Origin of the sequence: Halomarina litorea, from assembly GCF_024227715.1 — an archaeon.
Classification (GTDB): domain Archaea; phylum Halobacteriota; class Halobacteria; order Halobacteriales; family Haloarculaceae; genus Halomarina; species Halomarina litorea.
The window spans coordinates 49,328-76,313 of record NZ_CP100449.1 but is presented as its reverse complement, the minus strand read 5'-3'; the positions used below and the strand labels follow the sequence as shown (position 1 = coordinate 76,313).

The 26,986-nt window shown below is 61.0% G+C and carries 28 protein-coding genes and 4 pseudogenes; 7 read left to right on the top strand and 25 right to left on the bottom strand.

What is annotated here, in order from left to right; translation table 11 throughout:
* Positions 1-398 precede the first annotated feature (398 nt).
* Positions 399-1,007, top strand: coding sequence for a hypothetical protein (locus NKG96_RS17530; protein WP_254538426.1), 609 nt, complete (start codon positions 399-401; stop codon positions 1,005-1,007).
* Positions 1,008-1,115: 108 nt separating this feature from the next.
* On the opposite strand, the gene NKG96_RS17525 is transcribed toward NKG96_RS17530, so the two are convergent.
* The 13 genes and pseudogenes from NKG96_RS17525 to NKG96_RS17470 form a co-directional block, all read right to left on the bottom strand.
* Positions 1,116-2,324, bottom strand: a complete 1,209-nt coding sequence (locus tag NKG96_RS17525) for a CBS domain-containing protein (RefSeq protein WP_254538425.1) — start codon at positions 2,322-2,324, stop codon at positions 1,116-1,118.
* A gap of 130 nt (positions 2,325-2,454) precedes the next feature.
* A pseudogene (locus tag NKG96_RS17520) lies at positions 2,455-2,637 on the bottom strand (DNA-binding protein); the annotation flags it as partial.
* 781 nt (positions 2,638-3,418) lie between these two features.
* Complete coding sequence (locus tag NKG96_RS17515) at positions 3,419-3,949, bottom strand: PIN domain-containing protein (RefSeq protein ID WP_254538424.1); 531 nt, start codon at positions 3,947-3,949, stop codon at positions 3,419-3,421.
* Positions 3,946-4,176, bottom strand: a complete 231-nt coding sequence (locus tag NKG96_RS17510) for a UPF0175 family protein (protein WP_254538423.1) — start codon at positions 4,174-4,176, stop codon at positions 3,946-3,948. Before NKG96_RS17510 ends, NKG96_RS17515 begins: the two co-directional genes overlap by 4 nt.
* 325 nt (positions 4,177-4,501) lie before the next feature.
* Entirely contained in the window at positions 4,502-4,828 is a 327-nt protein-coding gene (locus tag NKG96_RS17505; RefSeq protein WP_254538422.1) for a DUF8158 family protein, read from the bottom strand.
* Positions 4,829-4,837: 9 nt separating this feature from the next.
* The gene (locus NKG96_RS17500; protein WP_254538421.1) at positions 4,838-5,185 is read right to left on the bottom strand and encodes a DUF8105 family protein; all 348 of its coding nucleotides are present in this window, start codon (positions 5,183-5,185) and stop codon (positions 4,838-4,840) included.
* Positions 5,186-5,291: 106 nt separating this feature from the next.
* The gene (locus NKG96_RS17495; RefSeq protein ID WP_254538420.1) at positions 5,292-5,624 is read right to left on the bottom strand and encodes a ribbon-helix-helix domain-containing protein; all 333 of its coding nucleotides are present in this window, start codon (positions 5,622-5,624) and stop codon (positions 5,292-5,294) included.
* A 60-nt stretch (positions 5,625-5,684) separates the two neighbouring features.
* On the bottom strand, positions 5,685-6,254 hold the full coding sequence (locus NKG96_RS17490) for a hypothetical protein (protein WP_254538419.1): 570 nt from the start codon (positions 6,252-6,254) through the stop codon (positions 5,685-5,687).
* Positions 6,251-6,619, bottom strand: a complete 369-nt coding sequence (locus NKG96_RS17485) for a ribbon-helix-helix domain-containing protein (RefSeq protein ID WP_254538418.1) — start codon at positions 6,617-6,619, stop codon at positions 6,251-6,253. The genes NKG96_RS17490 and NKG96_RS17485 overlap by 4 nt, the downstream gene beginning before the upstream one ends.
* Before the next feature lie 99 nt (positions 6,620-6,718).
* Positions 6,719-6,883: a DUF7558 family protein gene (locus tag NKG96_RS21210; RefSeq protein ID WP_438267431.1), complete on the bottom strand. Its 165-nt coding sequence runs from the start codon at positions 6,881-6,883 to the stop codon at positions 6,719-6,721.
* Between the two features lie 87 nt (positions 6,884-6,970).
* The gene (locus NKG96_RS17480) at positions 6,971-7,720 is read right to left on the bottom strand and encodes a cupredoxin domain-containing protein (protein ID WP_254538417.1); all 750 of its coding nucleotides are present in this window, start codon (positions 7,718-7,720) and stop codon (positions 6,971-6,973) included.
* 304 nt (positions 7,721-8,024) lie between these two features.
* Complete coding sequence (locus tag NKG96_RS17475) at positions 8,025-8,387, bottom strand: winged helix-turn-helix transcriptional regulator (RefSeq protein ID WP_368409331.1); 363 nt, start codon at positions 8,385-8,387, stop codon at positions 8,025-8,027.
* A 32-nt stretch (positions 8,388-8,419) separates the two neighbouring features.
* A pseudogene (locus NKG96_RS17470) lies at positions 8,420-9,639 on the bottom strand (RNA-guided endonuclease InsQ/TnpB family protein).
* A gap of 392 nt (positions 9,640-10,031) precedes the next feature.
* Here NKG96_RS17470 and NKG96_RS17465 point away from each other — a divergent pair.
* The gene (locus NKG96_RS17465; RefSeq protein WP_254538416.1) at positions 10,032-10,373 is read left to right on the top strand and encodes a hypothetical protein; all 342 of its coding nucleotides are present in this window, start codon (positions 10,032-10,034) and stop codon (positions 10,371-10,373) included.
* A 98-nt stretch (positions 10,374-10,471) separates the two neighbouring features.
* Here the strand turns inward: NKG96_RS17465 and NKG96_RS17460 are convergent, their stop codons facing one another.
* The 7 genes and pseudogenes from NKG96_RS17460 to NKG96_RS17430 all read right to left on the bottom strand — a co-directional run.
* Complete coding sequence (locus NKG96_RS17460; protein WP_254538415.1) at positions 10,472-11,464, bottom strand: arsenic resistance protein; 993 nt, start codon at positions 11,462-11,464, stop codon at positions 10,472-10,474.
* A 353-nt stretch (positions 11,465-11,817) separates the two neighbouring features.
* Positions 11,818-13,011: a hypothetical protein gene (locus NKG96_RS17455; protein ID WP_254538413.1), complete on the bottom strand. Its 1,194-nt coding sequence runs from the start codon at positions 13,009-13,011 to the stop codon at positions 11,818-11,820.
* A gap of 192 nt (positions 13,012-13,203) precedes the next feature.
* Positions 13,204-13,614 (bottom strand): plastocyanin/azurin family copper-binding protein, encoded by a 411-nt coding sequence (locus NKG96_RS17450; protein ID WP_254538412.1) that lies wholly within the window; start codon positions 13,612-13,614, stop codon positions 13,204-13,206.
* 26 nt (positions 13,615-13,640) lie between these two features.
* Positions 13,641-14,876, bottom strand: a complete 1,236-nt coding sequence (locus tag NKG96_RS17445; RefSeq protein WP_254538411.1) for a ZIP family metal transporter — start codon at positions 14,874-14,876, stop codon at positions 13,641-13,643.
* On the bottom strand, positions 14,877-16,142 hold the full coding sequence (locus NKG96_RS17440) for a multicopper oxidase domain-containing protein (protein WP_254538410.1): 1,266 nt from the start codon (positions 16,140-16,142) through the stop codon (positions 14,877-14,879).
* Entirely contained in the window at positions 16,142-16,846 is a 705-nt protein-coding gene (locus NKG96_RS17435; protein ID WP_254538409.1) for a metal-dependent transcriptional regulator, read from the bottom strand. The genes NKG96_RS17440 and NKG96_RS17435 overlap by 1 nt, the downstream gene beginning before the upstream one ends.
* Positions 16,847-17,295: 449 nt before the next feature.
* Positions 17,296-17,981 (bottom strand): annotated as a pseudogene (locus NKG96_RS17430) (DUF7405 family protein); the annotation flags it as partial.
* A 167-nt stretch (positions 17,982-18,148) separates the two neighbouring features.
* On the opposite strand from NKG96_RS17430, the gene NKG96_RS17425 reads away from it, so the two are divergent.
* The gene (locus tag NKG96_RS17425; RefSeq protein ID WP_254538407.1) at positions 18,149-18,310 is read left to right on the top strand and encodes a DUF7556 family protein; all 162 of its coding nucleotides are present in this window, start codon (positions 18,149-18,151) and stop codon (positions 18,308-18,310) included.
* A gap of 237 nt (positions 18,311-18,547) precedes the next feature.
* The gene (locus NKG96_RS17420; RefSeq protein ID WP_254538406.1) at positions 18,548-18,892 is read left to right on the top strand and encodes a PadR family transcriptional regulator; all 345 of its coding nucleotides are present in this window, start codon (positions 18,548-18,550) and stop codon (positions 18,890-18,892) included.
* 1,199 nt (positions 18,893-20,091) lie between these two features.
* Here the strand turns inward: NKG96_RS17420 and NKG96_RS17415 are convergent.
* The 3 genes from NKG96_RS17415 to NKG96_RS17405 all read right to left on the bottom strand — a co-directional run bounded on the left by NKG96_RS17415 (position 20,092) and on the right by NKG96_RS17405 (position 21,828).
* Complete coding sequence (locus tag NKG96_RS17415; protein WP_254538405.1) at positions 20,092-20,655, bottom strand: hypothetical protein; 564 nt, start codon at positions 20,653-20,655, stop codon at positions 20,092-20,094.
* A gap of 189 nt (positions 20,656-20,844) precedes the next feature.
* A complete protein-coding gene (locus NKG96_RS17410) occupies positions 20,845-21,120 on the bottom strand; it encodes a DUF8156 family protein (RefSeq protein ID WP_254538404.1) in 276 nt (91 codons plus the stop codon).
* A 3-nt stretch (positions 21,121-21,123) separates the two neighbouring features.
* On the bottom strand, positions 21,124-21,828 hold the full coding sequence (locus tag NKG96_RS17405) for a hypothetical protein (RefSeq protein WP_254538402.1): 705 nt from the start codon (positions 21,826-21,828) through the stop codon (positions 21,124-21,126).
* A gap of 363 nt (positions 21,829-22,191) precedes the next feature.
* Between NKG96_RS17405 and NKG96_RS17400 the strand changes: the two genes are divergently transcribed.
* The 3 genes from NKG96_RS17400 to NKG96_RS17390 are packed head-to-tail and all read left to right on the top strand — an operon-like array spanning position 22,192 to position 24,011.
* Positions 22,192-23,364, top strand: coding sequence for a YeeE/YedE family protein (locus NKG96_RS17400; protein WP_254538401.1), 1,173 nt, complete (start codon positions 22,192-22,194; stop codon positions 23,362-23,364).
* 36 nt (positions 23,365-23,400) lie between these two features.
* Complete coding sequence (locus tag NKG96_RS17395; protein WP_254538400.1) at positions 23,401-23,694, top strand: sulfurtransferase TusA family protein; 294 nt, start codon at positions 23,401-23,403, stop codon at positions 23,692-23,694.
* A complete protein-coding gene (locus NKG96_RS17390; protein ID WP_254538398.1) occupies positions 23,694-24,011 on the top strand; it encodes a rhodanese-like domain-containing protein in 318 nt (105 codons plus the stop codon). Before NKG96_RS17395 ends, NKG96_RS17390 begins: the two co-directional genes overlap by 1 nt.
* 62 nt (positions 24,012-24,073) lie before the next feature.
* Here the strand turns inward: NKG96_RS17390 and NKG96_RS17385 are convergent, their stop codons facing one another.
* Together NKG96_RS17385 and NKG96_RS17380 are read right to left on the bottom strand one after the other, a co-directional pair.
* Positions 24,074-25,081 carry a Cdc6/Cdc18 family protein gene (locus tag NKG96_RS17385; RefSeq protein WP_254538397.1) on the bottom strand — a complete coding sequence of 336 codons (1,008 nt, stop codon included), beginning with the start codon at positions 25,079-25,081 and terminating at the stop codon, positions 24,074-24,076.
* A 1,159-nt stretch (positions 25,082-26,240) separates the two neighbouring features.
* A pseudogene (locus tag NKG96_RS17380) lies at positions 26,241-26,857 on the bottom strand (IS6 family transposase).
* Positions 26,858-26,986 lie beyond the last annotated feature (129 nt).

Here is a 26,986-nt window from a genome sequence, read left to right as displayed (position 1 = left end):
CCGCATTGTCTGTTGGGTACGGCGGCCTCGCTATTAGGTTACACCTCTTGCTTGATTGTTTGGTCACCAAAGATTGGTTGATCAATGCTGTTAAACTCCTCGAATAGAAATCGATATCGCTTCCTCGGCAGCACCGTGTTACTGGCCGAAATTCGAGGTATGGGCGTATCTTGATGAATAGCTGTTCTGGAGAGTGGGAATTGTGTCTCCCTGTGGGAACGGACGACAGAGTGAACCGTCTCGATAGCGTATACACACGGTAGCCGTACGGCCGAATCGGTGACGGCGTTCGTCGACGCAGTCCGTGCCAGCCAGACGGATGTGGATCACCCGATTGAACGGACGTCAGGTCGACCCACCTTCTGCTCGCTGTGTCCGGTACGCTAGAGCCACCAACTATGACTGAACATACGAAGAAAACGATAGAAACGCGAACGATCGACGGTGTCGAAGCACTGGTCAACGTAGATCCGGAAGAGATCTTTATCGATCTCCCCGTGTCGAATCCACGGTATATCCGTGTTCAGGAAGGCGACCGTATCCAAGAAGGCGACGTCGGTACTCAGTCAACTGCTGAGATGTCCGGACCGCTACTCACACACTGGGGCATCGAATCGATCACCGAGGAGACCGTAATAGGAAGGGATACCGAGACCAACGAGTCACGGGAATGGGATCGCGAACAGCTGATTCAGCGCCTTGGGGCCGGTGAATTCAGCGCAGAGCTTACGACGTTCGATCGGGTGAGCGTCACCGAACTCGAAGAGTGGCGCGGGAGGCACTCCCCCGAAGCCTCCGAAGAGATGAAGCCGTATGTGGTCGTCATTGTGTACGGCAACAACGGGGGGAAGTTCACACAACTGTATGCGGCAACCGAAGCCGGTGACTGGGATTCGCTAGAAGTAGTACAGCAGGATTCACACGTCCAGGCATTCAGCGACGAGCTACGGACACACTTCGACGACGCCGTCCGCGAGGCGCTCGAGGTCGAACAACGGTATCACTAGATTCGCCATTGGTGCAATCGGTCTCTCACAGACCACCTACCAACCGACGCACACTGGTTGTCTTTCGATCGACTCCTTGCAGCCATCTCTGTAGGGGTGTGGAGTCCGTTACCCGCCGAGCCACCACCCGTAGAGGTGCTCTTGAGCCTCTGCGTCGGATTGCTTCTTCGATTGGCCGTACGTCTTCCCCTTGAGGAGTTGACGTTCGATTGTGTTCGCGGCAAGACGGAGGGCGTGCGTGGCACCGTAGCCTTCGCCCTCAGCCGTAAAGTAGCCGCGGTCGGTGACCAGCCGAATCCGTGCCAGTACGAGTGGTACGCCCCGGCTCTGTTCCGTATGCTCCTGCAGTTCGATACTGGCCTTGATGATGCTCATTTCGCCGTACTTCGAGGTGACACTCTCGATCAACGCGGAGACGTCGTCGTAGTCCATTCCCTCTAGCAAGTCGAGTCCGAACACTTGCACGGCGTTCCGGTCGTCGCGTTCCCAGGTAAGCGCCCCAATGACGTCCGTCTTCGTGATGATTCCGACCGGGTCGTCAGTTTCGTCGGCAGTGACGACGAGCGATGAGATCTCATGTTCGAACATCGCTTCGACGACCTCATCGAGCGGGGCGCTTTGCCGAACCGTCACCACTGCATCGGACATCAAATTCCGGACCGGCAGATCGAGCATCCGGTCGGAGTCGCCCTCACGGGCACCGAATCCACCGTGACTGCCTCCAGCGCGCCCGCGGCCACTGACACTCCCCGACGATCCACCCTGGCTCTTGCTCCCACCTCGTGTCGTGAATTCGATCACGTCGTACAGGCTTACCATCCCCACGAGATCGTCTCCGTCGATAACAGGGAGGTGGGCGATACCGGATTCCCGAAGCATGTTGAGGGCTTTTCCAATTGTCGTTTCGGGGCTCGCGCTGACCAGCGTCGACGAATACGCGTCTTCGACGGTCACCGCATCGAGGAAGGGGCGGACAGCCTCGAGAACAGCATCTGCGGTCACCACACCGACGGGGCGGTTGTCATCGAGCACGGGAAGCGTTTTTGCGTCGCTACCGATCATTAGTCGTGCGACCTCCCGAACGTCCTCTGTGCGTTCGACGGTCGGGACATGCTGGGCCTGTGAGCCGACCTTTGCAGAGGGCTGATTGGACGAGGAAGCCAACTGTCGGCGGCTGACGACACCACGATATTCGTCACCGTCAGTCACCACGACGGCATCGAGTTCTTGATTCTTGAATGCGCCGGTGACCTTCGAGAGCGGCGTCCCAATATCGAACTCGGTGAACTTTGTGGAGAGGATCTCGGAGATATCCATGAGTAACTCTCTAGTGGGAGAGGGGTGGAGGACGGTTATGCCTGTCTCACAGTTCAGCAGTACGTGACAATTGGTTCCGCTCGTACTCGCTTTGGCCACGAACTACCAATTGCACTTCCACTCGGCCATGAACAATCCCGTCCGGGTGGTTCGCATCGACCTTTGCCTGCACCTCCATCTGCACCGTCGCCTGGAACTCCGGCGTCTCATCGACGACCTCGAAGCCCTCCTCATTGACCGCCGCTTCGTCCGCCTTTTCGAATGCCTGTTCATCGATCGAAACTACATTACTGGTAGCGTTGTTACTTGACATTGGAATCACTCACAGGGTGATTTCCGACGAAGGCGCTCACGCGCCGACACCGCGATGCGACTACATCGCGGTTTTCCGACGACAACAACCGACAGACCCATCTGCGCGCTCTCGCTCGCGCCGTCGCGAGCGCCCCATAGGGAGGCCACCCAACCAGCACCGCGCGCCCGTCTCACCGAGCGCAGCGAGGTGAGGCACGGGGCGCGAACGGAGTGAGCGACCCGGTGACCCGCCCGCAGCGAGCGGCCAGCGTTAAGCCGTTTCTCGCGTCCGGCCCGGACTGCGGGTCCGTGTCCAGGGCGACGGTCGTGAGCACGGCGAGCCGTGGTGTGGCTCGCCGCGCGGAACGGCCCAAAGCGCTGGAACGCGAAAGCCCGCGAGGGGCGCAACCGAAAACGCGCTTAATGCTGGCGTCGAGACCAGATTCACTTTAGCCCGGAACGGGCGCAGGCGGTGCGGAGAGCGCCCGCATGCCCGGAATGGTCGGTCGCGAGCGACGCGGAGGGCGGCAGCGGCGAGCGGGGCGTGCCGTTAAGAAACACCGCTCAACCGGGCCCGACGCTCACTGACACAACCGATAGCCTGGCGGACTTAGAAAGGGCGAGGCCGCCTCGGTCGTCCCCCGATCCCGCTAGCACCGAGTGAAACGAGGCGCGCAGCGAGGGGTGCGGGATGCCGAGCGGCCGAGGGCTTTCGGGATTGGTTCACCGATCCTGACCAGCGTACGTTCTCGTATGTGCTGGCCTGCGCTCCACTCCCGTGCTATCACGAAGACGGCTGGTTATTCTTCGAAGTCGTCAGGAAGAACCGCAGTCACGCTGTCGATCGGTGAGTAGTAGTTCCGCTCCTCGATCCACGTCGTAAGCCACTCATCCGCCGTCTCGACCGTCAAATCCTCGAGAACGACGCCGCGAACCAGCAAGCCGATTGACCCGGTGAGTGCAATGTCGTAGTCGGCCGCGAGCGCTCGGGCAGGCCCGTCATCCGTCACGAGCGTCCCGGCAGCTGTGTGCGCAGCCACAAGGGCTTCGGCTTCACCGGGATCGAGACGGGTCTGAACCTCCGGATAGTCCTGCTGTAGCTGCTCCGGTGCAGTCGTAGCAATCCCGATCCGTCCTGACTCAAGGACATCGATTGCGTGCTCCAGATACGCATAGCCGACCTCACAGCCCTGCTCCAGTTCGGTTCGGACAGCGGGAACTGTCTGGAGGTCATCGAGCGTCGTTGTTAGCCAGGCAACGGAGTTAGTGCTCGCGTAGTTGCTGAGCACGGTCGCGTCGAGGACAACAGGACGCGAAAACGACTCGCTCATTCAAGGTCGAGCGCCGCGTCGACTTCATCGTCGAGGTCGTCCATGGATTGCGGGCCGAGCTGAAGCTCAACACCGGCTTCCTGGAGGATTTCTTCCATCTCCCAGCGAGTCACGCCGGTCCGCTCGGCGGCCTTGCCGAGCGAAATCTCGCCAAGGACGTAGAGCCCGATCGTGGTCGCGAGCTCCTGTCTGTCCTCAACGGCGTTACGGCGGCGATCAGTAGCCATGGGGTCTACCTGAACGAAGGGGCGGTGGGCTCATTAATGTGTCTGCAAAGGGGTTGGTCATGAGCGACGCGGAGGGCAGCAGCGGCGAGCGGGGCGTGCCGTTAAGAAACACCGCTCAACCGGGCCCGACGCTCACTGACACAGTCGATATCCTGGTGGACTCAGAAAGGGCGAGGCCGCCTCGGTCGTCCCCCGACCCCGCTAGCACCGAGTGAAACGAGGCGCGCAGCGGGGTTCCCGTGAGCGAAGCGAACGGGAGCTAGCGAGACGGAGTCTCGCGTGGTCGCGGGATGCCGAGCGGCCGAGGGCTTTCAGGCACGGTGTCTCAACTATCTGGTTCCGCGTTCAATTCCTCAAGGAACCAGCCAGCCGTCGTGCCGATTCGAACGCCATCGATGTTGCGCATATCGAGGTCGACCGTGGCTGTCCGAAACGGGTAGTGTTCGACGAGTACTCGATGGATGACGGTTCGCACGATGTCTTCGCCATATCGACCAACGACAGCAGCCATGCCCTCATCGAAATGTGCGTCCTGGTGGTCTTCTCGCTGGTTCCGTGCTCGCTCGAATACGAGTTCGATTACGTCGACCGACGCATGGGCTGGATCCCCCGTACGTTCACGAATGTCATAGAGGGCATCGGTATCGGTCATGAAGGGTACCTAGTCACCGTCGAGGTCGTCAGCTGAGTCAGACGTTGTCGGCTCGAGACGGCGAATCTCCGCGAGAGCATCTTCGAGCGTCGCGAGACTGTCGATTGCCGTGGCCTCACGCGTAATATCGTCGAGAAGCGCGGCTCGCTCAACAGCGTCGGCATCACCCTCGGTTGTCTCGATCGAATCAATGACCACTGACCGCTCCTCAGTCCAGCCACACGCCCAGCAGTTCCGGGCCACGATGATCTGCTCGTCTTCGTCGGCGGCGAGCAGTGCATCCGCCACTGATGCTGAGAGTGGTTGGTCGGGCCCTACTTCCATTGTGACGGGACTGCCACACGCCGGGCACTCCATACCGACACCGAGTATCGCTGTCGCTTTTAATATGTGGCGTCAGTGCCACTAACTCACACGATGTCAAGCGGACTGTCGTGGCAAGACAACCCATCTTCAGAAATCCTCACACATCCGACCCGTACACTTGATCGGAGGTTTCCTCACGTGCTTCTTCGACAGCTCGTTCGAGGTCGTCCGAATCGATGTTCTCCCCGAGCGCCGCGAGCTCGGCGTCGATCTCACTATCGGACTCGCGGCTCTGTTCTGCCTGCGCGAGTAGCTGCTCCAGCCGAAGCGCAGCGATTGCCGTGTCGTCGTTGAGGTCTCGGAGGTGGGCGCGGCAGGCCTCCTTGATGAACTCGCTCTTGTTCGTGTAGATTCCCGTTTCATCGAGGAACCGCCCGATTTCGGTGTCAAGCTCGACTGGAAACTTGACGCTGACACTCGCGTATGTCATGGTAATACCATCGTGCTACGAAACCGTAACAACCGGGGACACCGGAATCGGAACGTAATTCTACTCCAAGAGAGCCAATAATTGAGCGACGTAGGGGCTGCTCTCCCAACTCCGATGCGGGATAATGGTTACGATGAGCGTCTGTGCCTCTTCGTGGGCCATGTGGTCGTTGCGGGCGTAATCACAGAGCAACCGTGGTGTCGGGACGATACGCGGGCCCTGCAAGACTGCATGGATGAGCGCGAAATTCGTCCCGCCGAACTCGTCGGTCAGAAACCCGTCGACATCGAGGGAGTTCGCGAGCACGATGCCGTCGGTTTCACCGTCGTCGAGGCCGAACGTCGGTCGCGACTCGGGCGTGTCGACTCGCTCATAGGGGTCGTCAACCGTGTAGTGGTCGCGAGCAGTGAGAACGTTGGACGCTGCAGCGCCGTGGATGTCCTGGTACTGGGCCATGTCACGGAGCTCTGCCACGACTTCCGGCGGCACGGAGACGTCACACGAGGTGAGGAGATACTGGAGCGGGTCCGGCGCGGTGTCGGTGTCATAGGCTGCGTCGGCTCGTGGGACAGCGAGACTGACCAGCGCACTCGTGTCGGCGACGACTGTCCGCAGCCGCGGCCTGCTCATCGCTCGTCGTCGTCCGCGGTATCCACCGTCGTCGCGTCGTCGCCGTAGATGTTGACGTCAGCAGGCGCATCGAGATCAAACGGTTCACCCTCGAGATCCGCTTTGAGGAGCCGAAGCCGTTGGGCGGTCTCGGCGCCGACCAGCTGCTTGACCGTCTCGAACTCGAGTTGGTCGTCGTAGTATTTCGTCGCCACCAGCTCCTGGAACGTCTCGCTGTCGGCAGTCTCTTCGATGTACTCGCGGATCGCCTCGACGAGGACATCGGTCCGATCTTTGTCGAAGAGCTCCGCGATCGCGTCGAGACGCTCGACGAGATACTCCGGGGACTGGAAGTGGACCCGTCGGGGCTTGTCACTCGCGCTCATTCTATGTGCAAGTTCTGCACACAGCCGGATAACGGTTCTGGTGTATGCACATAGCTTGCACATCGATACAGAACAATGGTTGAACAGGCTGGTCAACGGCTACTGCGACGTGGCGTCACGAACAAGATGTTCGTCGAGGTCGCGCGTCCAGTACGTTGTGAGCCCGCCAGGACTACAGCGGACACAGCGGTGTAGTGTCCCCTCGAGATGCCCGAGATCCACACGAAATCTCGTAAGCGCAGCGCGACCTCGAATTCGTCTCATTGACCCCTGGTGATGGTGAATCGACTGCGACGACGCTCGATGCATTCTCCGAGCACGAGCGTTAATGCCGGACCGGCGACAGGGTCCTCACGGACTCGAGACGACGAGGGCGCTCGGAGCGACCATGTACGAGTGGCCGTACCCACAGTAGGTCGGACAGACCACGGTGAACGGCCCGGGGACGGTAACGACGAACTCGAGTACCGTCGGGGTAGTTGCGTGGTGCCAGAGTGTGAGCGGCGGTGCGACCATTCCGCCCTGGTGGCCGGGCCAGCCGGGACCATGAGGCCCGGGGCCTGTCCGGCGACCTGGGCCGTATCCATCCCACTGTCCGCCACCGTGATGCCCCCATCCGGGGCCGTGGTGGCCCCACCCCGAACCGGACCCCATCCCGCCGACCCACTCATCGGGGACGATGGCGACGCCGTGGTCGGGATAGTTCCGCTCGGCGTGCTCCAACAGCGATGCGAGGTTCACACCGGACGGGACAGGGATGGTACTCAGGTTCCGCTCTTCGAGTGTCTCGTGATTCGGGAGGCCGCCACGAACCGCCTCCGGAAGTGCGGCGACCGCCTCGGACGCCTCGACGCTAAACGCGGTCAGCCGAAGCCGTGTGTCCGTGCGGACGCTGACCTGTTGGAGCTCCGTACCGCTGTCGTCTAGCAGTACGAACCCCCAGTGGTACGCACCGATGTAGAGCGACTGCGTGGACTGTTGTGTCTGTGAGTGTCCGGTAACGGTTCCCTGCGTGAGTCGGATCCCGGGGTACGCCGTCGCACCGAGCAGTGCTCCGAGTGTAATCCCCAGTGCCTGACGCCGTGAGACGACTCGAATCATATGTCTTCGATGCGTATACGGAAATCCGGGCAAAGAGACGCGCCCTCACTACGTGGGGTGGGGCCAACGAAGTCCTCGTCGGTGCGAGTGCAGCAATCGTCGCCTACACCGTCGGCAACCTCCTCACGAAGCGTGATTCGACGTTCTTTCCTCAGAGCACTATCCGTGCAGCATCACTACAGATATCGACATGCGTCTACCAGCCGAGTTACTCCAACTCGCGGCGAAACGAACCGCTGTATCGTTAGCCAGGGTTGTTAGACACAGAGCGTACGTCTATCAGCTCCCTTCAGACTCGCGGGGGTTATCCCGATGGGTCGCGGGATTCGACCCACTGAAGCAATGGCTCCAAGACCGCACAGAGCTCCGCCCCGTCGGTCGTTAGCCGATACTGAACTTCTGGTGGAATCGTATTGCGTTGCTCTCGGTCGAGGAGGCCGGCTTCTGTGAGTTCGCTCAGACGCGTCGAGAGCGTCGAACTGCTCACCTCTCCAAACGCGGCTTCGATCTCCGTGTATCTCGCTGGTTGCATCGCGCCGACCACACAGACGACCTGTATCGCGTACTTTCGTCCGAGGAGGTCGATGACCCCTCCAACGGGGCAGTAACACTGGACGTCGGCCGCGGTCAGCTGGTCGGAGGTCGGTCGTTCGGGGGTATCGGTCATACGTTCGAGTGGGCGAAGTGAACTACCCCACCCTACCGCTCGCCTGACGGCTCGCGCTTGAGGGTGGGGCTTCCTGTCTCAACGACGCGCTTTGCAGATACGGACATATCCACAGGGAGCGCAGTCTCCACAGGCGTTGATTCGGAGTATCCCACTCCTATATCTTCAAGGCCGCGAGAAAGGATATTCCATGCCGCGTTCGCGTCTCTATCCGCCTCGAATCCGCACGCCGGGCAGGAGTGCTCACGGACCCACAGCGGCTTCTCCGTCGAAACGCCGCAGGACGCACACTCTTTGGTCGTTCCGGTGGATTCACGGCGACGAAGTGGGTTCCCTCGCGCTCGCACTTGTATTCGAGCATCCGCAGGAACGTCCCCCACGCCGCCCCCGACCGGTTCCGAGAGTTACCCGGTAGCTCTACCAATCCCTTCGCGTCCAAGTCCTCGACGGCCACAAAGTCATACTCTCTCGCGTAGTAGTTCGAGAGCTTGTGGAGGAAGTCGCGGCGCTTGCTCTTCAACTCGGCGTGGCGCTCAGCTACAACCTCCCGCTGTTTCTCCCAATTCGCAGACCCGTGTTCCTTCCGAGTGAGGTCGCGCTGTGCGCGTTCCAACCGCTCGCGTTCGTCTGACAAGTCGAGCGATTCGACGGCGGTTCCGTCCGTGTCGTGGGCGTACGTGAGAATCCCCACGTCGATGCCGACGCACTTCTCGGGATTCTCGGGTTTCTCCGGCGGGTCGTCCGGGGTTTCAACCCCGAGGACAGCGTACCACTTGCCGGTGGGTTCACGTTTGACCGTGACGGTCTTTATCTCGGCGTCGTCGGGGAGGTCGCGGTGGAAGGTGAGCGGGATTTCACCGATTTTCGAGAGCCACAGTCGCGTTCGGCCACTCGTGTTCTTGAGTTCAAAGCCGGACTGACTGTAGGTGAACGAACGGTACTCTCCCTGTCCTTTCCACTTGAGTGTCCCGACGCGGTGGCCGTTTTGCTTTCGGCCACGGAGTGTCGAGAGGTTGTCGTACAGTCGTTGTACGACCTTCTGTAGAACTTTTGAGTGAACTTGTTTCAGGTCGTTCCACCACTTCTTGAGGCTCGGCAGGAGTTTCTGTTCGGAGTACGCCGATGTATCATCGTTCCGATTCAAGCGGTGGAGGAAGTGGTTGTAGACCTGTCTACAGGTATCGACAGTCCACGCTAACTGTTCGCGGTGAGCGTCGGACGGTCGGAGTCGATACCTGTAGTTGTAGTTCACGAGCGTTCTTCGATGAGTTCGTCAAGTTGGCCGCGAACGAACGACGAGAGGTTGAGGTGGTTCTCCTCGACCCACTCGGCTTGGTCTTCGCGGATGGTGATGTTCTTCCGCCTCACTACATACACACTATGCGCATCTGTGCGTATAGTTGTTGCGATTGCGTGGGCCTGTGGGCCGAGCGTCGAACGTGTTTGAGAACTGTGCGGCGTTGACGAGACGCTCTGCGTCTCGTTCGCGCACGAGAGCGAAGCTCTCGTGAACGCTGTATCCCCTCCCTACTCGCTCGCTCCGCTCGCTCGTTGAGGAAGGGGCCTTAGCGCCTCAATTCAGGTAACTCCAGTTTGTTGGACTCGGCGACTTATCTACTTCGCTATCGAAAGCTATGGCGAATCATGGATAAAGGCGCGTCGGAAACACCGATTGCGTGTACAGCGACAAACGACCATATCGAAGCCCAAGCGACTCATGTCCACTCGGCACTGCGCCCCCGATATCTCGGTGCAGACGAGCACGCTGATGGCTATACCATCCGATTCGACGGGGTCGAAGACGCAGTAGTGGAGGTTGCGACGTTCCTTGCGGGCGAGTTCCAGTGCTGCTCGTTTGCCGAGTTCAACATCCATATTGCCCCTCCGTACGAGGAGACACGGCTGCGGATTTCCGGGGCAGAGGGAACGAAGGAGCTGTTCAGGGAGGGATTCATCGACCAACTGAAGACCACGGACGACTCGTAAAACCCCAGTTCGTGCCGGTGACGGTACTATATCATCTGCCGCCGTTCAGCACCCTGCTTGGCCGAATACTACACCGGCTCCTGCGATGTGACCTGCTGTTACTGAATCCCGACGTTGCGTATCATCGTTCCCGACCGCTCCCAAACCCACGATTCGACGAGGCGGGTGAGTACGACCATGCCGGTGAGTTCGACGAGCGTCTGCGTGACGACTACTGCCGGGACGAGCGCGTAGTCCGCTGGCAGCGCGAGTGCCAAGGGAAGCACCACCAGTGAGTTGCGCGTCACGGCCGTGAACACGAGCGCTCGACTTTCACCGTCGGGGAACCCGAGACGCTCGGCGACGATTCGCGCGAGGACGGGCATGATGACGAGGAACGCGACGTAGACGGGGACGACCACCACAATCTGTCCAAACGACTCCTGTACACGGGGAAGTTGCGAGGCGATGACGACTAGTAGCGTCGCACCCATCATCGGAACCGGCAGCCACCCCACCAGGTCCTGCCACTGCTCACCGACATCTGAGCGGTCGGCCCAGAGCTGGGAGACCCACGCCAGCGTCAACGGGAGCGCGATGAGGAGGAGAAACGCCTCGATGAATGGCGCTGGCTCGATGGCTGTGGCGATACGTCGCCCCATGAACACCCAGAGGTACACCGGTAACAGTGCCAATTGAACGAGCATCAAGAGGGGTGTCACGGCGGTGAGCTGGCCAACGTCGCCACCAGCGATGTCGGTGAACGCGATGACGTAATCGATGCAGGGCGTCAACAGTACCATGAACACGCCGACAAGGACGACCGGGTCGGGCGGGAGCAAGCGCGTGAGCCCGAAGACGACGACCGGCACGACCAGGAAGTTCATCCCGAGCGCGCCAGTGATGAACCGCTTATTGGTGAACGACCGCCGAAGCCTGTTGAATGGGACTTCGAGAAACGTCGCGTACAACAGCACAACCAACACAGGATTGATGAGCCGCTCAAGCAGCGAGGCAGTTCCCGGCAGTACGAGTCCGATGGCAACCGCAAGCACCACAGCGAGGGCATAGACGACGACCTGATGGCGTTGTAACCCTGCTTTGGTCTCCATTGACTGCGTCTACGAACGAGTACCGGAAACCAGCTGCGGATGTGGTACCTCTCCTCTCGGAGCGATTCACGTCATCAGTCAGTAAATACGTTCAGACGGGTGATGTTAGACTCGCGGTATCGGTCCAACGGTTAGCTCACTTGGATATCACATGAAATTTCAATATTCGTGTATACCTTGGTGTCTGGAGTGATAGATGGTTACAACTTGAACGATAGATACGCTCCACATGCTGATCGCACTGTACATCTGAATCAGGGTTGGGTCTGTCTGTACGATTGCTTGGACAGGTTATCACCGCGCTTCTCTGCGATTGCAGAGTAACTGTTCTAGAGAAATCCATTGTTGGCTCTTCAATCCATGGAGGCGACTGCTGTCGACCGATCCGGGCGTTGTGCTGCCTCGATAGAATAGACGAGGCTCCCGGTGAACAGGACGAAACTGCCGACGATGAACAGCGCACTGAGTGGGGAGGCTGTGTCGACGAACACCCAGTACAGGGGAGCCGCGATCGCCGGACCGGCTGCCAGTACCGCGAGCTTCGCGACCAGTGGCCCACAGCACCCACACGTACACGTGCCTACGATTGCCGCACTTCCAGCGGTTCCCTGTGTCATGCCCGCCCGTTCATCGACGCGCCAGTGGCGAGCGATGACAGCGGCGTTCAGTCCGATAAGCGAACTCAGGACGCCGATCACGATGACTAGACCGGGTGATATGGCCAGGAAGAACGGGATGTGTGGCAGCACGATCTCGAGCGTTGGCCACATGACTAACTGGTAGACAACAGGCAGGACGACGATGGTCGTCTCGTGTATCCCTTCCTCGGGGAACAGCGAGAGATACCCCGTGACGGTAGTGAAGAACAACGCGAGCATGAACCCGACGCCAGCGCCGAAGCGGCGGGCGATCGGATCACGGAGAACGGCACGGAGGACGGTACCCGCATCCGTCCAGACGATGTAGCCGACGAGGATCGGTGCTCCGAGGACGATTGCATAGCCGAGCGGGTGGTAGTAGCCAGCCGGAACCGGAACGAGATAGGGATACGACACCCAGAGTCCCATCAGCAGACCGAGGAAGGTGTATCGTGGGCGGGCCGGCCAGCGAAACCAGCCGATGACGAAACTCGCCATTGCGATGAACAGACCGACAGCTAGCCCGAGTGGTTCGTACCACGACCGGGGGAACGGCATCGAACTCGCTGTGTAGGACGGGTCCGGGGACAGCCCTTCGAAGAGAACAGCACCGAGTGCAGTCACGACGATTCCAACGAAGACCCCATAGAGAGCGACAGTCGGCGACAGGTATTCGAGGCGCTTACAGACGACGACAGCTCCAATCAACCCGACACCGACGAACACGAGCAGAAGACCGTGTCCGTCTGTGAGCCCCGCAGTCGCGGTTGCCTCATGAGCGGAGGCGAGGGGTACACGTGTCAGCAGCACTCCGACGACGAGGAGTAGTGACAGCGACTGTCTGTCGACGTGTGAGTGGAAACGGTTCCAGATGCGCCTCCAGATGGACGTCTCCCACTCAAAGGCCATTAGCGCCAGTTACACAGCAAGCTACTTCTACCTGCCTAACCCTCTTCCCACCGAACGGCCCGACGCTCGCGGTCGGAGGCACCACTGTGCAGTACACGATACGTGCGGTACTACAGGACAGCGCACACTCTTGCTAATCAACCCGGCCCAGAGGTGGTTGTTGTAGGCAACGTCCCCCACTCCGGGCTGGGACTACCTGACGACGACGCCCCCGGTCATCCCCGACCCCTCGTGGGGAATACAGAAGTACTCGAACGTCTCGGTAGCCTCGAACGTGTGCTCGTACGCCTCCCCAGAGGCGAGGAGTCCGCCACTCACGTCGGCGCGTGCGGCCCGCTCGGATTCGAACCCACCGCTGGCGAAGTACGCCGCATCCGCGGGAATGCCGTCCTCGTACGCTGTCACTGTGTGCCCGACGTCACTGTCGTTCACCCAGCGGACCGTCGTCCCTGGGCGAATCGTGACCCGTTCCGGCTCGTAGCTGAACCCATCGGCCATCGATACCCGCGGCGGTTCGTTCGACCCACCAAGCGACGAACAGCCCGCAGTCACAGTCGCTACGAGCCCTGCGCCGCCGAGTCGAAGCACCTGTCGTCTGTTCATATCGAAGTACGAGGTATCCACTGAGGTTAGAGTGTGACGAAGAGGTCGGTGACGTACATCACGACGAGGCCCAACAGGAGGGCGGCAAGGTTCAGTGCGGACCCGACCCGCCCGTTGCGACTGATCATTCCGCGCAGTTCCCAGACGACCTGCAGGATGGCCCCGACGCCGACGACGAGGAAGAACGCCCCGAGCGTCGGCGAGAACGCGAGGCTCCCGAGCCACCCGCCGAGGATGACCGGAGCCCCCGCGATGATCCCGAGCGCCACGAAGTGGCCGAGGTGCGGCCGTTCGCCCCGGGTGACGGGCGCGACGACGGCCGGTCCCTCCGTCACGTTGTGGAGCATGAACCCGATGACGAGGAACGCGCCAAGCGAGACACGCCCCAGCGCGAACGAACTCCCGATGGCCAGTCCCTCGGCGAGGTTGTGCAGGCCGATGCCGAGTGCGACGAGGTAGGCGACCCACAGCCCGCTCTGGGCACGACTGTCACCGGCAGCGGCCCGGCCCGTCCGCCACGCGCTGACCGCCTGCACGACGAGGAATGCACCGAGGACGCCGAGAGCGACGAGGATGGGCCCCTCGAACGCCCCCGGCACCTGCTCGGCGAGTTCGAACGCCTCGAACCCCGCGTCGATGGCGAGGAAGGCGAGCACGCCCGCCGAGAACGCGAGGATGGCGTGGAGCCACCGGTCGCTCATCGAGCGCAGGAAGGGGAACCACAACATCCCGAGCGCGACGGGGATGACGCCGACGAACAGACCGATGACGGCCATCGTCACCAGGAGGTCCATCGTCAGCCCAGGCGACTCGTTGGGCGCGACGATAGTGTGATGGACCGTACTCCCGTCAGAGAGCAGCAGTGCGACTTCGAGGTCCCACCCCGGGTTCCAGTGGTAGGGGATGACGACCTCGGCGCTCTCACGTGGGGCGAGCGTGGCATCACCGCCCGACCCCTGTACGTCGAAGTTCCAGTACGCCTCGGCGACGAGCACCTGCGAGATGGTCACCTCGTCGGGACCGTTGTTCGTGACGTGGACGACGACCGTCTCGTCGTTCGGTAGTGTCGTGTGGGTCACGGTCACGTCAGGGAGCGGTTCCCCACCGGTGTCGAGCGACGCGAATGGTGCCGCCGCGAAGAACCCGCCGGCGATGAGTCCCAGCAAGACAAGTGGGAGGAGCGCGGCCACCCACCGGGGAAGGCCGAGCGGGCGCTCAGTTCGCGTCACAGCCGTACCGCCGTCGGTGTTTGCTCTGCTCATTTAGACCACCTCGAAGAAGCTCATCCAACCGAGTTCGGCGAACTCCGACTGGTGGGCGTGGAACATGTACAGTCCCGGGTCGTGAGTCGAATAATCCAGCTCGATGATACCGCGCTGTGCCTGACACTGCATGATCGTGTCGACAGTCTGGAGTGTCGGTGTGAGCGTCGTCCCGTGATCGTAGTAGTCGAAGAACTGCGAGTGGGTGTGGAACGAGTTGACGAGGTCGAACTCCGTCGCGTTAGCCAGGTAGATCCGCTGGCGCTGCTGGCCGTCGATCTGGATGGGGTGTTTGGTCTCGCCGGCTTGCCAGTTGCCCTCACCGTCGGTCCGGCCGACACCGTAGGCGAACGCCCGGGTGTTGGCGGCGTATACCTCGTTGCCGCCGTCGAAGTTGGTGTCGAAGGAGTTCATCACGATGACCATCTCGTTGACGGCGTCGTTCTCGGGATATTCGTGGTTCCGTGTCTTCGCCTCGGCGACGAGGTCGGCCCGCAGTTCGTCCGTAATCTGCGAGGCGTGGTAGTTGCAATACTCCTCCGGTCGCTCGGCGACCCGCTCGGGGTCGGGGTCGATGACAATGGTCCCGTAGAGGCCGCGGTGGATGTGCTCTTTGAGCGGCAGCGAGTGGCAATGATAGAAGTGCGTGCCCGCCGGTTGGGCGATCCACTCGTAGGTGAACGACTCGCCCGTATCGAGGACCCCCGGCCCGTTCTGTGGGATCCCGTCCATCTCCGGGTTGAGGTTCCGCAGGTGCGGGTGGATGGTGTGAGCGTGGCGACCGAGGTTTTCGAACGTCACACGGATGAGGTCGCCCTCGACCGCTCGGATGGTCGGACCGGGGACCTGCCCGTTGTACGCCCACGCGGGGAACTCGATACCGGGGGCGATAGTGACGGTCGTGTCGACGGCGGTGAATTCGAACTCACGGACGGTGCGTCCGTCCTCCTCGTAGATGGCCTGCGGGACGTTCTCCTGTTCCCCACGTCCCGTGTTGAACTGATAGAGGAACTCGTGAGGGTCGAAGGTGGTGTTGTCGTACTCGCCGACCGCACCGAAGTTTCCGTGTGACCCGCCGCCGCCACCACCGTGTTCACCCTCGCTATCCGCTCGCCCGATACCGGTCAACGCGGCGCTCCCCGCCAGCCCGATGCTCCCGAGGACGGCTCGGCGCGTCGTCGTGACGTCCGACTCGAGGGAGTCGACAAGGCGTTGCTCTAACCGCTCGGAGAGGTCCGCCGCTCGTGAGTAGTCCAGTGACGGCATCAGCGTGCCTCCGTGTGCTGTCGTCGGTCGTGCGTCGATTCGTCGGCCACGTATGCGACGGAGACGGCTGAACCGGCGTCTGCAGGGATGGACACCTGTTCGCCAGTCTCACTCACTTCGACCGTCAACTCCCCGGTGGAGGTGGGTTCGAGCACATCGAGCGCCGTTCCGGGAACGACGCCACTCTTCGAAAGGGACGCGAGGGTCTCGAGCGACTGGTCTTCGACAGCGGAAACGACAACAGTCGCTCCCTGTTCGCACTGTGCCAACGACTGGAGAGCTCGTTCTCGACGAGCCGTCGACTCGACGAGGGCGACCGGTGCGTCGTGCGGACCCACCGATTGGGATTCGAGCCGCGCGGCGATGCGATCGACGAACTGTTCGCTCACGTGAGGTACCAGGGCGTCAGCCTCGTCGTGCACCTCGCTCCGGTCGTACCCGAACTCCTCGGTGAGAAACCGTTCGAGGAGTCGACGGCGGCGGAGTGCCGCGAGTACGCGCCGTTCCCCACTCGCAGTGAGCCGAGCACCCCGGTAGCGTTCGTAGTCGACGAGTTCCTCCTCGTCCAAGCACTGGAGCGTTCGCGTCACTGTTGGCGATGTCACCCCCCGTTCAGCCGCGATGGCTGACGGTGGGACTCGTCGATCTGTATGCTGTAACCGATAGATTGCCATCAGGTAGCCATCGACTTTCGACTCGTCCATGATTAGTATTTAGACGCGTCTAAAATAAGGCTTTGCTAGTCCTACTCACGGATATCTCTACTTCGACACTTCTGCGCGTGGTTGCTATCGTCCATTCAGAACAAGCTCATTCCTACGGAGCTGAACCCGGAGGCAGCACCGAGTCGTACATCGTTCACCAGCGAATGAGCCGAAGGGGACGTTCTGGGGACGGAATCGCCCACCCAGCAACGTAGCCGAGGGTACCGAAGACGGGAATCACGAGTAGTCCCACAGCGAACACGACGTAGGGATCGTACCCGGCGAGATACCAAGGAATCGGGAGCCGTGTCACGAGGAGGTTCGTCGGATACCGATACGCCCCAACGGAATCCAGTCGATGTACATCGTCGTCCAGTAGGCACCTGTGAATCCAACACCTCCAATTGCGCCGGAGATAGCGCCGTACCGGGCTCGTCGATGCTGCGGACGTCCATCGAGTCGAAGTCCCGCCGCAAAATGATGGGTGAGCCGGCCTCACGGGCGAGCGCCGTTTTTTGGAGTGACCAACGCGGCCGTACTCCCGTGCGGATTCGTTCAGCTCGGCACACTCGTCGACCCGGCTCGAGTCGCCGAGGCTCTCACCGGTCCCCTCAACGAGGTTCTGTTCGGCGTGGAAGGGACAGAACATCTCCCTGACGCGGTCGTCGTGGTCTTGCTCGCTGTACCAGTCGTCCAACCGGAGCCGGATTTTCGAGATGTGCTGGGTCGTCCCATCGGTGAACGGTCCGTCCCCGATAGCGACCCGGTCCTCGCTGGCCTGGTTTTTCTGAAAACCCGTTTTGAATCCCGTATACAACGGGGCGTCCTCCGGGACGGGATCGGAGTCGGGGATGCCATCGACGTCCTGGTGGTCAGCAGGCAGGCCCTCGCCGACGAAGCCCGTTCGGCGATCGACTCGCTCGAAGACGTCTTCGAGGGACGCCTCCACGTCGACGCCGTTGAGTGTGTCTTTCTGGCCGAGTAGTGCCACCTCGGCAGCGAGGACGACCGACCCGTAGTCGCTCGCGAGGTGGATGACTGCGTGGGGCGTGTCAAACTCTGGTTGTTCGAACGGCGAAAAGGGCTCTGGCGCGGGGAGATCCACGCTGTCGGAGAGCAACGCGCCGAAGCGTTCTCTGCACCCGAGTCAGCGCCTGCCGACGAGTGATTCGGGTGATCGACGCCGGCCTCGACACTTGTCGAGCTGCAATCCACTCTCACCGTGCAAGTCACACATTCCATAGACCGTCATTCTCCAGAACATTAATGTGTGTTCGAGTCCCATACTGTGACACTCCGCTGATGAGCCGCTCGGCACTCCATTCGACGACCGACGGGGAGGTCATGGCCGCCCTCGACAATGCGGGCCCGACCACCCAGTTCATCATCGCTGACGTCACCCGCGACGACGCGTGGCTCTCGATCACCGCCTCCGAGACGCTCGATCTCGACGAGTGGCGCTGAGTCCGGTGGCCACTGACCCCGGAGTGCGTCCCCAGTGACCGTGTCGTCCGTCTCGCTCACCGACTCGACACGCCACCTCGCTGCATCCTGGTCAGGGAACCAATCGTCGCTCCCGGTGACTGTAATCATCCCCAAACCAGTACGTCTGGACAGAGATTATCCTGAAACAGTTGCAGTTGCAGAAAAGCGCCGTCCATGTCTGTGGGTAACAATACCTCCTCGAGTACGTCAGACACTATGGGGGCTAACAGTAGCCAGACCGCGACACAGAGTGCCAGTGACACCGTCTCCGAGACGGAACGAGAGTTCCACCACCTGACCGGCTTTCAGCGCGACCTCCTGGTCGCGCTCGCCGACCTCGAGAAGCCGTCCGGCCAGACGATCAAGGACCAACTCGAAGCTCGGCTGAACAAGGACATCACCCACGGTCGACTGTACCCGAACCTCGATACCCTCGTCACGGAGGGATTCGTCGACAAAGGGGCAATCGACCGCCGCACCAACTACTACGCGATCTCCAAGACGGGGCAAGACGCACTCGCTCAGTACATCGAGTGGGCGAGCACGCACGCCGAGGACTGACCAACGCTCGGTTACGACTCGACTGACAGGGACCACGGCCCGTGAGGCGATTTGCCGTGTCGAGAGGTCCCCGTCTCTTGTGATACAGTGCGTCGACACACGAATCAGGGAGTGGCTTTATCCACGATAATTCCATATTGTCGACTGGATGGGTTGGCCCCATCCCCGACTTGGCCGCTGTTCGTCCGAAGAGGAGGTGTCTGAAGTGGGCGTACACCTCCTCACGGACTCGTCGCCAGAGACGTTCTGGTAGCACGTACCACCGGGTACCGAGCGGAGTACGGTGGACACACTCACGCGCGAATCCGACGACGACCACCCAGGACAGACAGCGTGTCCTCCAAGACGGGGACGGCCAACGGTCGAGTAGCGCTCGGAGATGGCAGGACACCGCACGGCGCTGCGGTCACGGTCTGGCCGGTGAATACGAGATGGCCGTGCTGCGTGCTGTCCTGCCGTAGCTCAGTGATGGTGATCTGGCAGAAGTGGTCGGCCCATCTGCGAGGTACTCGAATGCTGGGTGTCGCGGAGGGTGCAGAGCCTCGCGTCGCGGGCCGACCATCGATGCAACGGTCGTGGGAAGCGACGGTCGTTCCCGTCGGGCACCTCAATCAATCGAAGACCGAGACACCGATTTCACGGTAGGTTTCAATGATAAAAACTCTTGTGGCACGATATCATGGTTCGTGATGCGGTTGGTACACCTGGAACGGTACGTCCAGAGCCGATTACGTGCCGGAAACGCCGATGCATCACCGCGACGTCCTCGCCGAGTCCGTGCCCGAGGACGACATCGCAGCGATGAATGGTAGAGAGAATCGCTGCCGACGTTCCATACCCCTGAACCTGAATGTATCACCCGCGAAACCGCCCAGAGAATCCGCCTTCTCGATATGTCTCGCAACCACACCATGTGCCTCGAGCGTGAGGAGCACAATTATCGACGAAGTCTCACGCGATACAACCGGGACCACGTCGACGGCTGTGCGTTCTGCGGGCGCGACGCTTCTATTGTTTCCTGGAATGAACACCCTCCCGCGTCGATTACGACGGTGACACAGCCTGCAAGGTCGACGACCGAATCGACTACCCGACGCTCCAGTTCTGCGACTAGCACTTCTCGACGCCAGAGACGGACGTCGAACCATACGACGCGAGAATCCACCGAAACGCATGCCGATCGACCGACCGCTGACGCCTCAATAGGCACTCAGTGAGGTGTCTCGGTATGAGGAGAGAGACGACCGGATGTCCTGCTCTCGCCACCCCATCGGCGAGAGGATGCTCTCCGTCGCTCGAATCGCCAAGCCTTCGTAGAATTCGACATCGTACTCACCGTCGTCGGCTTCGTCGACGAGGCGGACTCGGTCGCGTCCACGCGTGCTGTCGACGACGACGTACTGGACGGACTGCCCAGGGAACACCTGAAGGCCGGTGTCGTCGGCACGTTCCAGGGCGGCGACCCCACGGGTCGCCTGTCGATACTCCTCACCGTCGATAGCCACGGTCTCCAACGCGCCAGCAGCGACGTCACGCTCCGGGATGGTGAGTCGCAACGTCGTTGGCTCACGCTTTGGGGAAGCACTCAGCCCGTGTTCGAGACAGTAGCGGAACTCTCGCGAGAAGTCGACGTTGAACAGCCGGTAGTCACCGGGACGACCCTGCCGTGCAACGAACCACGCCACCTCCTCGACAGCATCGAGGTCGGTGACGGCGATGTGGAGCACTGGCTGGTCGCCGTGCCGGAACCCGGGGCGCTTCATCGTCAGTCGTGTCGCTGCCACCTGTGGGAGCGCTTCGACGGCCTCGTTCAGGTCGAGCAGCGCTGCTTCGTCTACGGTTCCCGGTGGCGTGCTCGCGTACAGCGATGGTGTGTACAGTGGGTTGTGATGGGCGGTGGCTCCATCGTGGGTGAGTTCCCACTCGAGGACACCATCGTCCAGGCAATCAATCTAGTGCGGCATCCGGACCTCTTGCTCCCCTTCCTCGTCGAATCGCTCCTCCAATTCCTCGATACGCCGTTCGTGCTCGAGAGCGATGGAAACCAAGATTGGATAGAGTGGCTCACTGTCGTTCAACGCGCCGGCGGCATCGGCATGAGCGGCAGCGTGCTCGAACAGCCGGTCGAAGTGCGGCTGGCCACGCCGACGAAGGGCCCGCCGGTATGCCTGCCAGTAGTCCTCGTACTCCCGGAGTTGGTCCCGGAAGGTTGGGTTCGTGCGGCCCATCGCTCATCCCACCACAGCTGGAGCCCTCTGACTCGACTCGGCATAGAGTGGCCGCCGGTCGGAGAGCATCTGTTGCCAGAATGCGATGGTCGTCTGGAGTAGACCATGACCGACTGGGTAGACGAGCGTCTCGAAGCCCTCGCCGGCGAACCGCGGCCCGTAGCGTGTCTCCTCGTAGGAAATGCACTCAGTGGCGGCCGTCGCGATGGGGTCGGCGAACTCGTCTGAACGAGTCCGCGTCACCAGCACTGGGATGTCGTGGCTCCGGGCCATCGACGAGAGGCGGGCGACTGCCCGGAGGAGCAGTGCCTCAGCCTCTTCATCCCGGCACTCTTCGCGGTAGGGTCGGTCGAGCGCCGGGCAGACGACGAGCGCCGTCTGTTTGGAGACGCGGTCGGCCAATCGCTCGACGAGTGAGGCGTGCTGGTGGAGCGTGAACGCCCGTGCGACGGTGATCCGTTCGAGGAATCGCTCGCTCGGGACGAGTCGAGCTATCGGCTGCGCCGAGGCGTGGCCTCCGGCGTCGACCCACTCGACGTACCCTGAGTTGAGCAGGAGATGGTCGAGGACGAGCGCCTGGACGACACTGGTTGATTGCCGACGGGACGAGTCGGGTGCTTCGAGGAGGCGAACGCCAGGCCGGAGGGATGGCAGCTCCGGGGTGGCATTGGTCTCCTGCGACTGTAGCGAACTGTGGTCGGGTCGCATATCTCTCGAATCTCATCATATCGTCATAACGCGAACCGGGTCCGTGCCAGATGTACCACATCGGACGAAACCAGCGATTTCAGTGGTTTCAGCGACCCCTGGGTATCCACGAACAGCTGAGTGAATCTGGTTGCCAGATTCGTTGCCAGAAGTCAGAGCCACTCGGGCACGTAACTGATGAGTAGCACAGCCACTCTCTGCAATATTTGCCTGTATCTCGTGTGTCGAGCGGCTCGCGAGATCGGAGGAATACCGTCGCACAGTTCGCTATGTCGTACGGTGCAGCAGTTCACCAGTGTCTCGGGTTCGTGCAGAGACACCCGGAGAGCCCCGACTTAACCATGCGAATCCCGTGGTCAGAACGTGGCACTGACGCTCCTCATCGCAGCGGTCGTCGGAACTGGCCTCGGAGTCTTTCTCCAGAAGGGCCGGTTCTGCTTCGTGAACGCCTTCCGGGACTTCTTCGCGTACAAGGACTCCCGAGTCACGAAGGGCGTCATCGCGGCGACCCTGTTGACCATGGTCTTCTGGGGCATCGCCTACCAGCTGGGATATTACCAGGGTTTCTGGACGCCGGGGTGGGGGCTCACCGGACTGTTCGGCGGGTTCATCTTCGGCATCGGGATGACCTACGCCGGCGGGTGTGCCAGCGGGACGCTGTATCGCGCCGGCGAGGGCTACCTCCAGTTCTGGATTACCCTCCTGTTCATGGGCGTGGGCTACGCCGCGTTCACCATCGCCTTCCCAACCCTCCAGAGCACGTACTTCGCCCCCCTGACGTTCGGTGAAGGCGTAAGCCTGTTCACGATCTCGCCGATTCCGGCAGGCCTCCTCGCCATCGGGGTCGCCGCCCTCGTTCTCCTCGTGTACGCGACGCTGGTCGGACGAGCGGCGACCGGTGTCGACCCCGACGACCGAGCGACGACGGCCTCCGTCCGGATGACGTCGCTCCTCGCCCCAGTCGTCGGCCTTCGGCAGTTTGCCCGCGGGACGAGCGCGTACCTGTGTGGTCTCGTCGAGACGTGGAGCAACCCCATCGCAGCCAGCAAGCGGCCGTGGGACCCGCGAACCGCCGCGCTGGGCATCACTGCGATGGCCGTCGTCTGGTTTACGCAGGTATCCATCGTCGGGGTCACCGGTCCCGAGGCCCGTTGGACGGGCTACCTGCTCTCGCAGGTCGGCGTCGATGCGGGGTCCTTCGAGTACTGGGGCTCAGTACTGTTCCAGGGACAGGGCGTCGGCCTCACCGTCGACATGGTGATGATCGGCTTCGTCATCGTCGGCGCGGCACTGGCTGCCCTCTGGAGTGGCGACTTCTCGCTGCGGATGCTCAAGCGTCGACGACTCCCGAACGCCGTCGTCGGCGGGCTCCTGATGGGCGCAGGGTCACGGCTCGCTCCCGGGTGCAACATCGGAAACATCTACTCCGGCATCGCCGAACTCTCGGTCCACTCGTTCATCGCGGCCATCGGCATCGTCGCCGGGGTCTACGTGATGACCCATTGGATCTACCGCGAAGTCGGCTGCGCAATCTGAATCGCTCGCTGACCGATATCACCATACACGACACCAATGCCATCGATCGACGACGTCACCGACGCACCGGATGAACTGAGCGACGAACAGGCCGAAGAACTCCTCGAGGACGCCGACCTCGTCCAGGACATGGTGGGCGAGGTGTGTCCGTATCCGCAAGTGGAGGCGAAGAAGGGACTCCAGCAGCTCGAAGCGGGCGACCTCCTCGTCCAGGAGACGGACCACGTGCCCTGTACCGAGAACGTCCCGCGGGCCGTTGGCGACGACGCCGACGCTCGTGTCTGGCGGAGCGGTAACGCGACCTACCGGATCTATCTCCGGAAACAGTGATGGTCGAGGAACTCACTCCTGCCGCGGTCCACGAGCGCATCGAAGGCGACGCGGCGTTCGACCTGATCGACATCCGTGACGACGACGCGTACGAGGACAACCATCTCCCGACCGCCGAACACGTCACGGTCGAGGAACTCGAGGAGACGGTTGTCGACCGAGACTGGGCCGACGAGGTCGTCGTCTACTGCTACGTCGGACAGACCTCCGTTCAGGCAGCGCGACTCGTCGAGAAATACGGGAATGCCGACTCGGTTGCGAGTATGGCCGGTGGATACGAAGCGTGGGAGCCGGCCGTGGACCCGGCCACAGACTGACGACGCCCACGACATTCCTATCGAGGGGTGCTGGCTATCCGATGAGGGGGCGAGTCCGCTGTTCAGTAGTCGACGCGGCAGTACCGACGATCCCGACTCGTCCTCTCGATGCGAATCAGGTTGTACCGTGCGAGCTTCTGGAGGTAGTTTCGCACCGTTCGGTCGGCCTTCGGTGAGTCGACGCGCTCGCGGTACTCGCGATAGAGATCTGAGGGAGCGACCTCACCGCGTTCGTCGACGAGTTCGAACAGCGCGCGCTGATGCGGCGTGAGGGTATCGACGTTCTTCCGGCGGACTTCGTGTCGGGCGTCGGGGATGGCCGCTTCCAGCAGGTCGGGTGTGATGCGCTCAACGCCCTTCTGCTGGGCGTGGCGAGCTGCGTTCCGGAGGATGTTCAGTGCGGCGCGGGCATCACCGGCGGCGACGTCGGCGACGGTCCGGAGCGTCTCGTCACCGACAGCCTCCCGTTCGAGGCCCCACCGGACGCGCGCCTCCATGATGGCGATGAGTTCCGGGACCGTGTAGCGGTAGAACTGGATGCGCTCAGCGCCGACGAACCGACTCGTCACACGGTCGTCCGCACCTGAGAAGATTTCAGACTCTTCGTTGGCGACGAGGACGAGCGTGAACTTCGGCAGCGAGTGCAGGTGGTAGAGCATCCGCTTGTCCTCCAGTTGGTCGGCCTCGTCGAGGATGACCACACACGGTGGGCCGTCGTACTGGCGGAGGCGTTCGAGCAGTTCGTCGTGCGGTGTGGACTGTCGGTGGATATCGACGGTCTTGCCCAGCCCTTCCAAGAGACGATACAGTACCCGGTACTCGGAGTAGTTCTGCCAGCAGTTCACGTACTGGACGTCGATGTCGAGGACGGCCTGCCGGAGTTGTTCGAGCGTATACTGCGAGATACAGGTCTTGCCTGCGCCCGAGGGTCCAAGGAGGATCGCCGGGGCCGAAGGGTCGCCGTCGACGAGGGGTTCGAGGACGGCAGTGAGTGCATCCACTTCGGAATCGCGGTACTCGACGTCCCGTGGAACGAAGTCGGCACGGAGCACGCGAGCGTCGGTAATCATCGTCGTTTGGGTGTTCATTCCGCGATGTATATACCAGTCGGGGGGTCGATTCCAGAACTGCCAGAACTATTGGCATAGATGTCAGAAGGAAAGACGACGGCATCGGGATGTACCCATGATTGTGTCCTGGTCACACCGAGAGGGAGGACAGGGGTTGGACGAGTGTCGTGCTTACCAATCCAAATTGTCGCTTCACGGGAGCAGACGCCGTAGTGCCCATCGAGGGGGCGCGTCGGTCAAGTCTGTCCCGAGTCCGGTCAGCACGCTCAATCTGCGCCAGCGAGCCACAAGAGCAGCTCAACGGTGTTTGGGCACCTCGTAGACACGGTGCTCCACACTGTCAATCGAGGGGACCGCCGACACACTTGGGGACTACCGTGGGGCGGTTCTGGAATTCGAACGGGGGCTCACCCCAATCAGTCTGGCGAGAGATGGCTCGGTCGTTCTACGTCCTCTTCTACCCAGTGGAGAGACGTACCCCGTTGTGATTGACTCGTCAGATGCGCCCGCACTCGACAGTTTCGTCCAAGAACTGTGGCCGGACGCTCGGATTTCAGCGATGGCGGCGACCCGAAAGAGCTCATCAGGTACAGTTGCTTGGTCGATCCGACCGACCCGGCTCCCATGCACCTTTCAGCCGCACGCCTCCATTCGTATCTCAGCTACAAAGACGACCATGTAAACGGAGTTCAGCGGGCGAACCCCGGTGGTGTAAAGCGGATTCAGGAGGAGAGCGAGTCCCTCAGACGATTCCTCGCCGGATACGTGGTAGAAGCAAGGAGCAATTTTTCTCGGCGGCCGCTGACCGTTGGACCAGATTGAGGAGCCCCTCGGTCAAGGTCGGTGAAGCGACAGTGCCGCCATCTGAGCGGTCTCTGTACCTGGCACCGCTCGTTCGTGGTGGCACCGAATCGCCACGCGATGTGCCGAGGGTGAGTATGAAGGTCAGCTGCGTCTCATACAGAGTCCTTTGGTCTCTGATGCTGCATTGACCACACAAGACGCGTTTTCAGTAAGTTGTATGGGTCATGAAGAACAATATCATAAGACGTCAGATATATTAATAATATAACTAGCTTTGAGGGTGCAAAAATGCCGTTCGTTCTCAATTCGTCAAGTTTATATCAACTATTTGCTGATGTGTAATCGGCATCACTGTCTAGCTACCCTCCCGAGCTGGCGTTCGTCCATCGAGCGATTGATGCGGCCGCTGAAAATTATAGTAATGAATGAACACTACAAGCCAATGACGGACGCTCCGCCGACTCTCCACCCACGAATCGTGGAAATGATTGACCTTCATTTTGGACGTGTGAAACCACCTTTCGATGAGGTTTCGGTCTGTACAGTCGACCCGATGTTCAGCCCTAATCGAACGAAGGTAGTCCGATAGCCGAAGGCATCGGTGAGAAGCGTAAGGTCCTCACAATCGTGCTTCTCGGCGACACCATGAAGGAATGCAGTCGCCGAGTCAGTTCCGTGCCGTTCGAACAACGGCACGTCAACAAGCAGCTTTTCGTCGATGTCTATTGTAACGTATAGCCAAGACTACTCGCCATTTATTTTGACAGCGGTCTCATCAACTTCGACCCGCGACGGCTGCGCTGTCAGGGGGTCAGAAACGCTGTCAGCAAGCTGATGTACCCATGGAAAAATCGCTTGGTGAGAGCTTCAACGCTTAATTCAGCGAGAATAGAAGCTATTCTCTAAGTGAACAGCCGTCCGCTCACGCACCCAATATACTTTTAAATTGGCTGCAAACGACTCATTGAGCAGGTCTTCGAGACATTTTAGACGATTAACTCAAGGGGCTGTTCACTTCTTGAATTGGTTTGAATAGATAATGCCGAGAGGGAATTATTACTGGCATATGTATCGGTCCATCTAACGAAAAGTTGGCCTCTC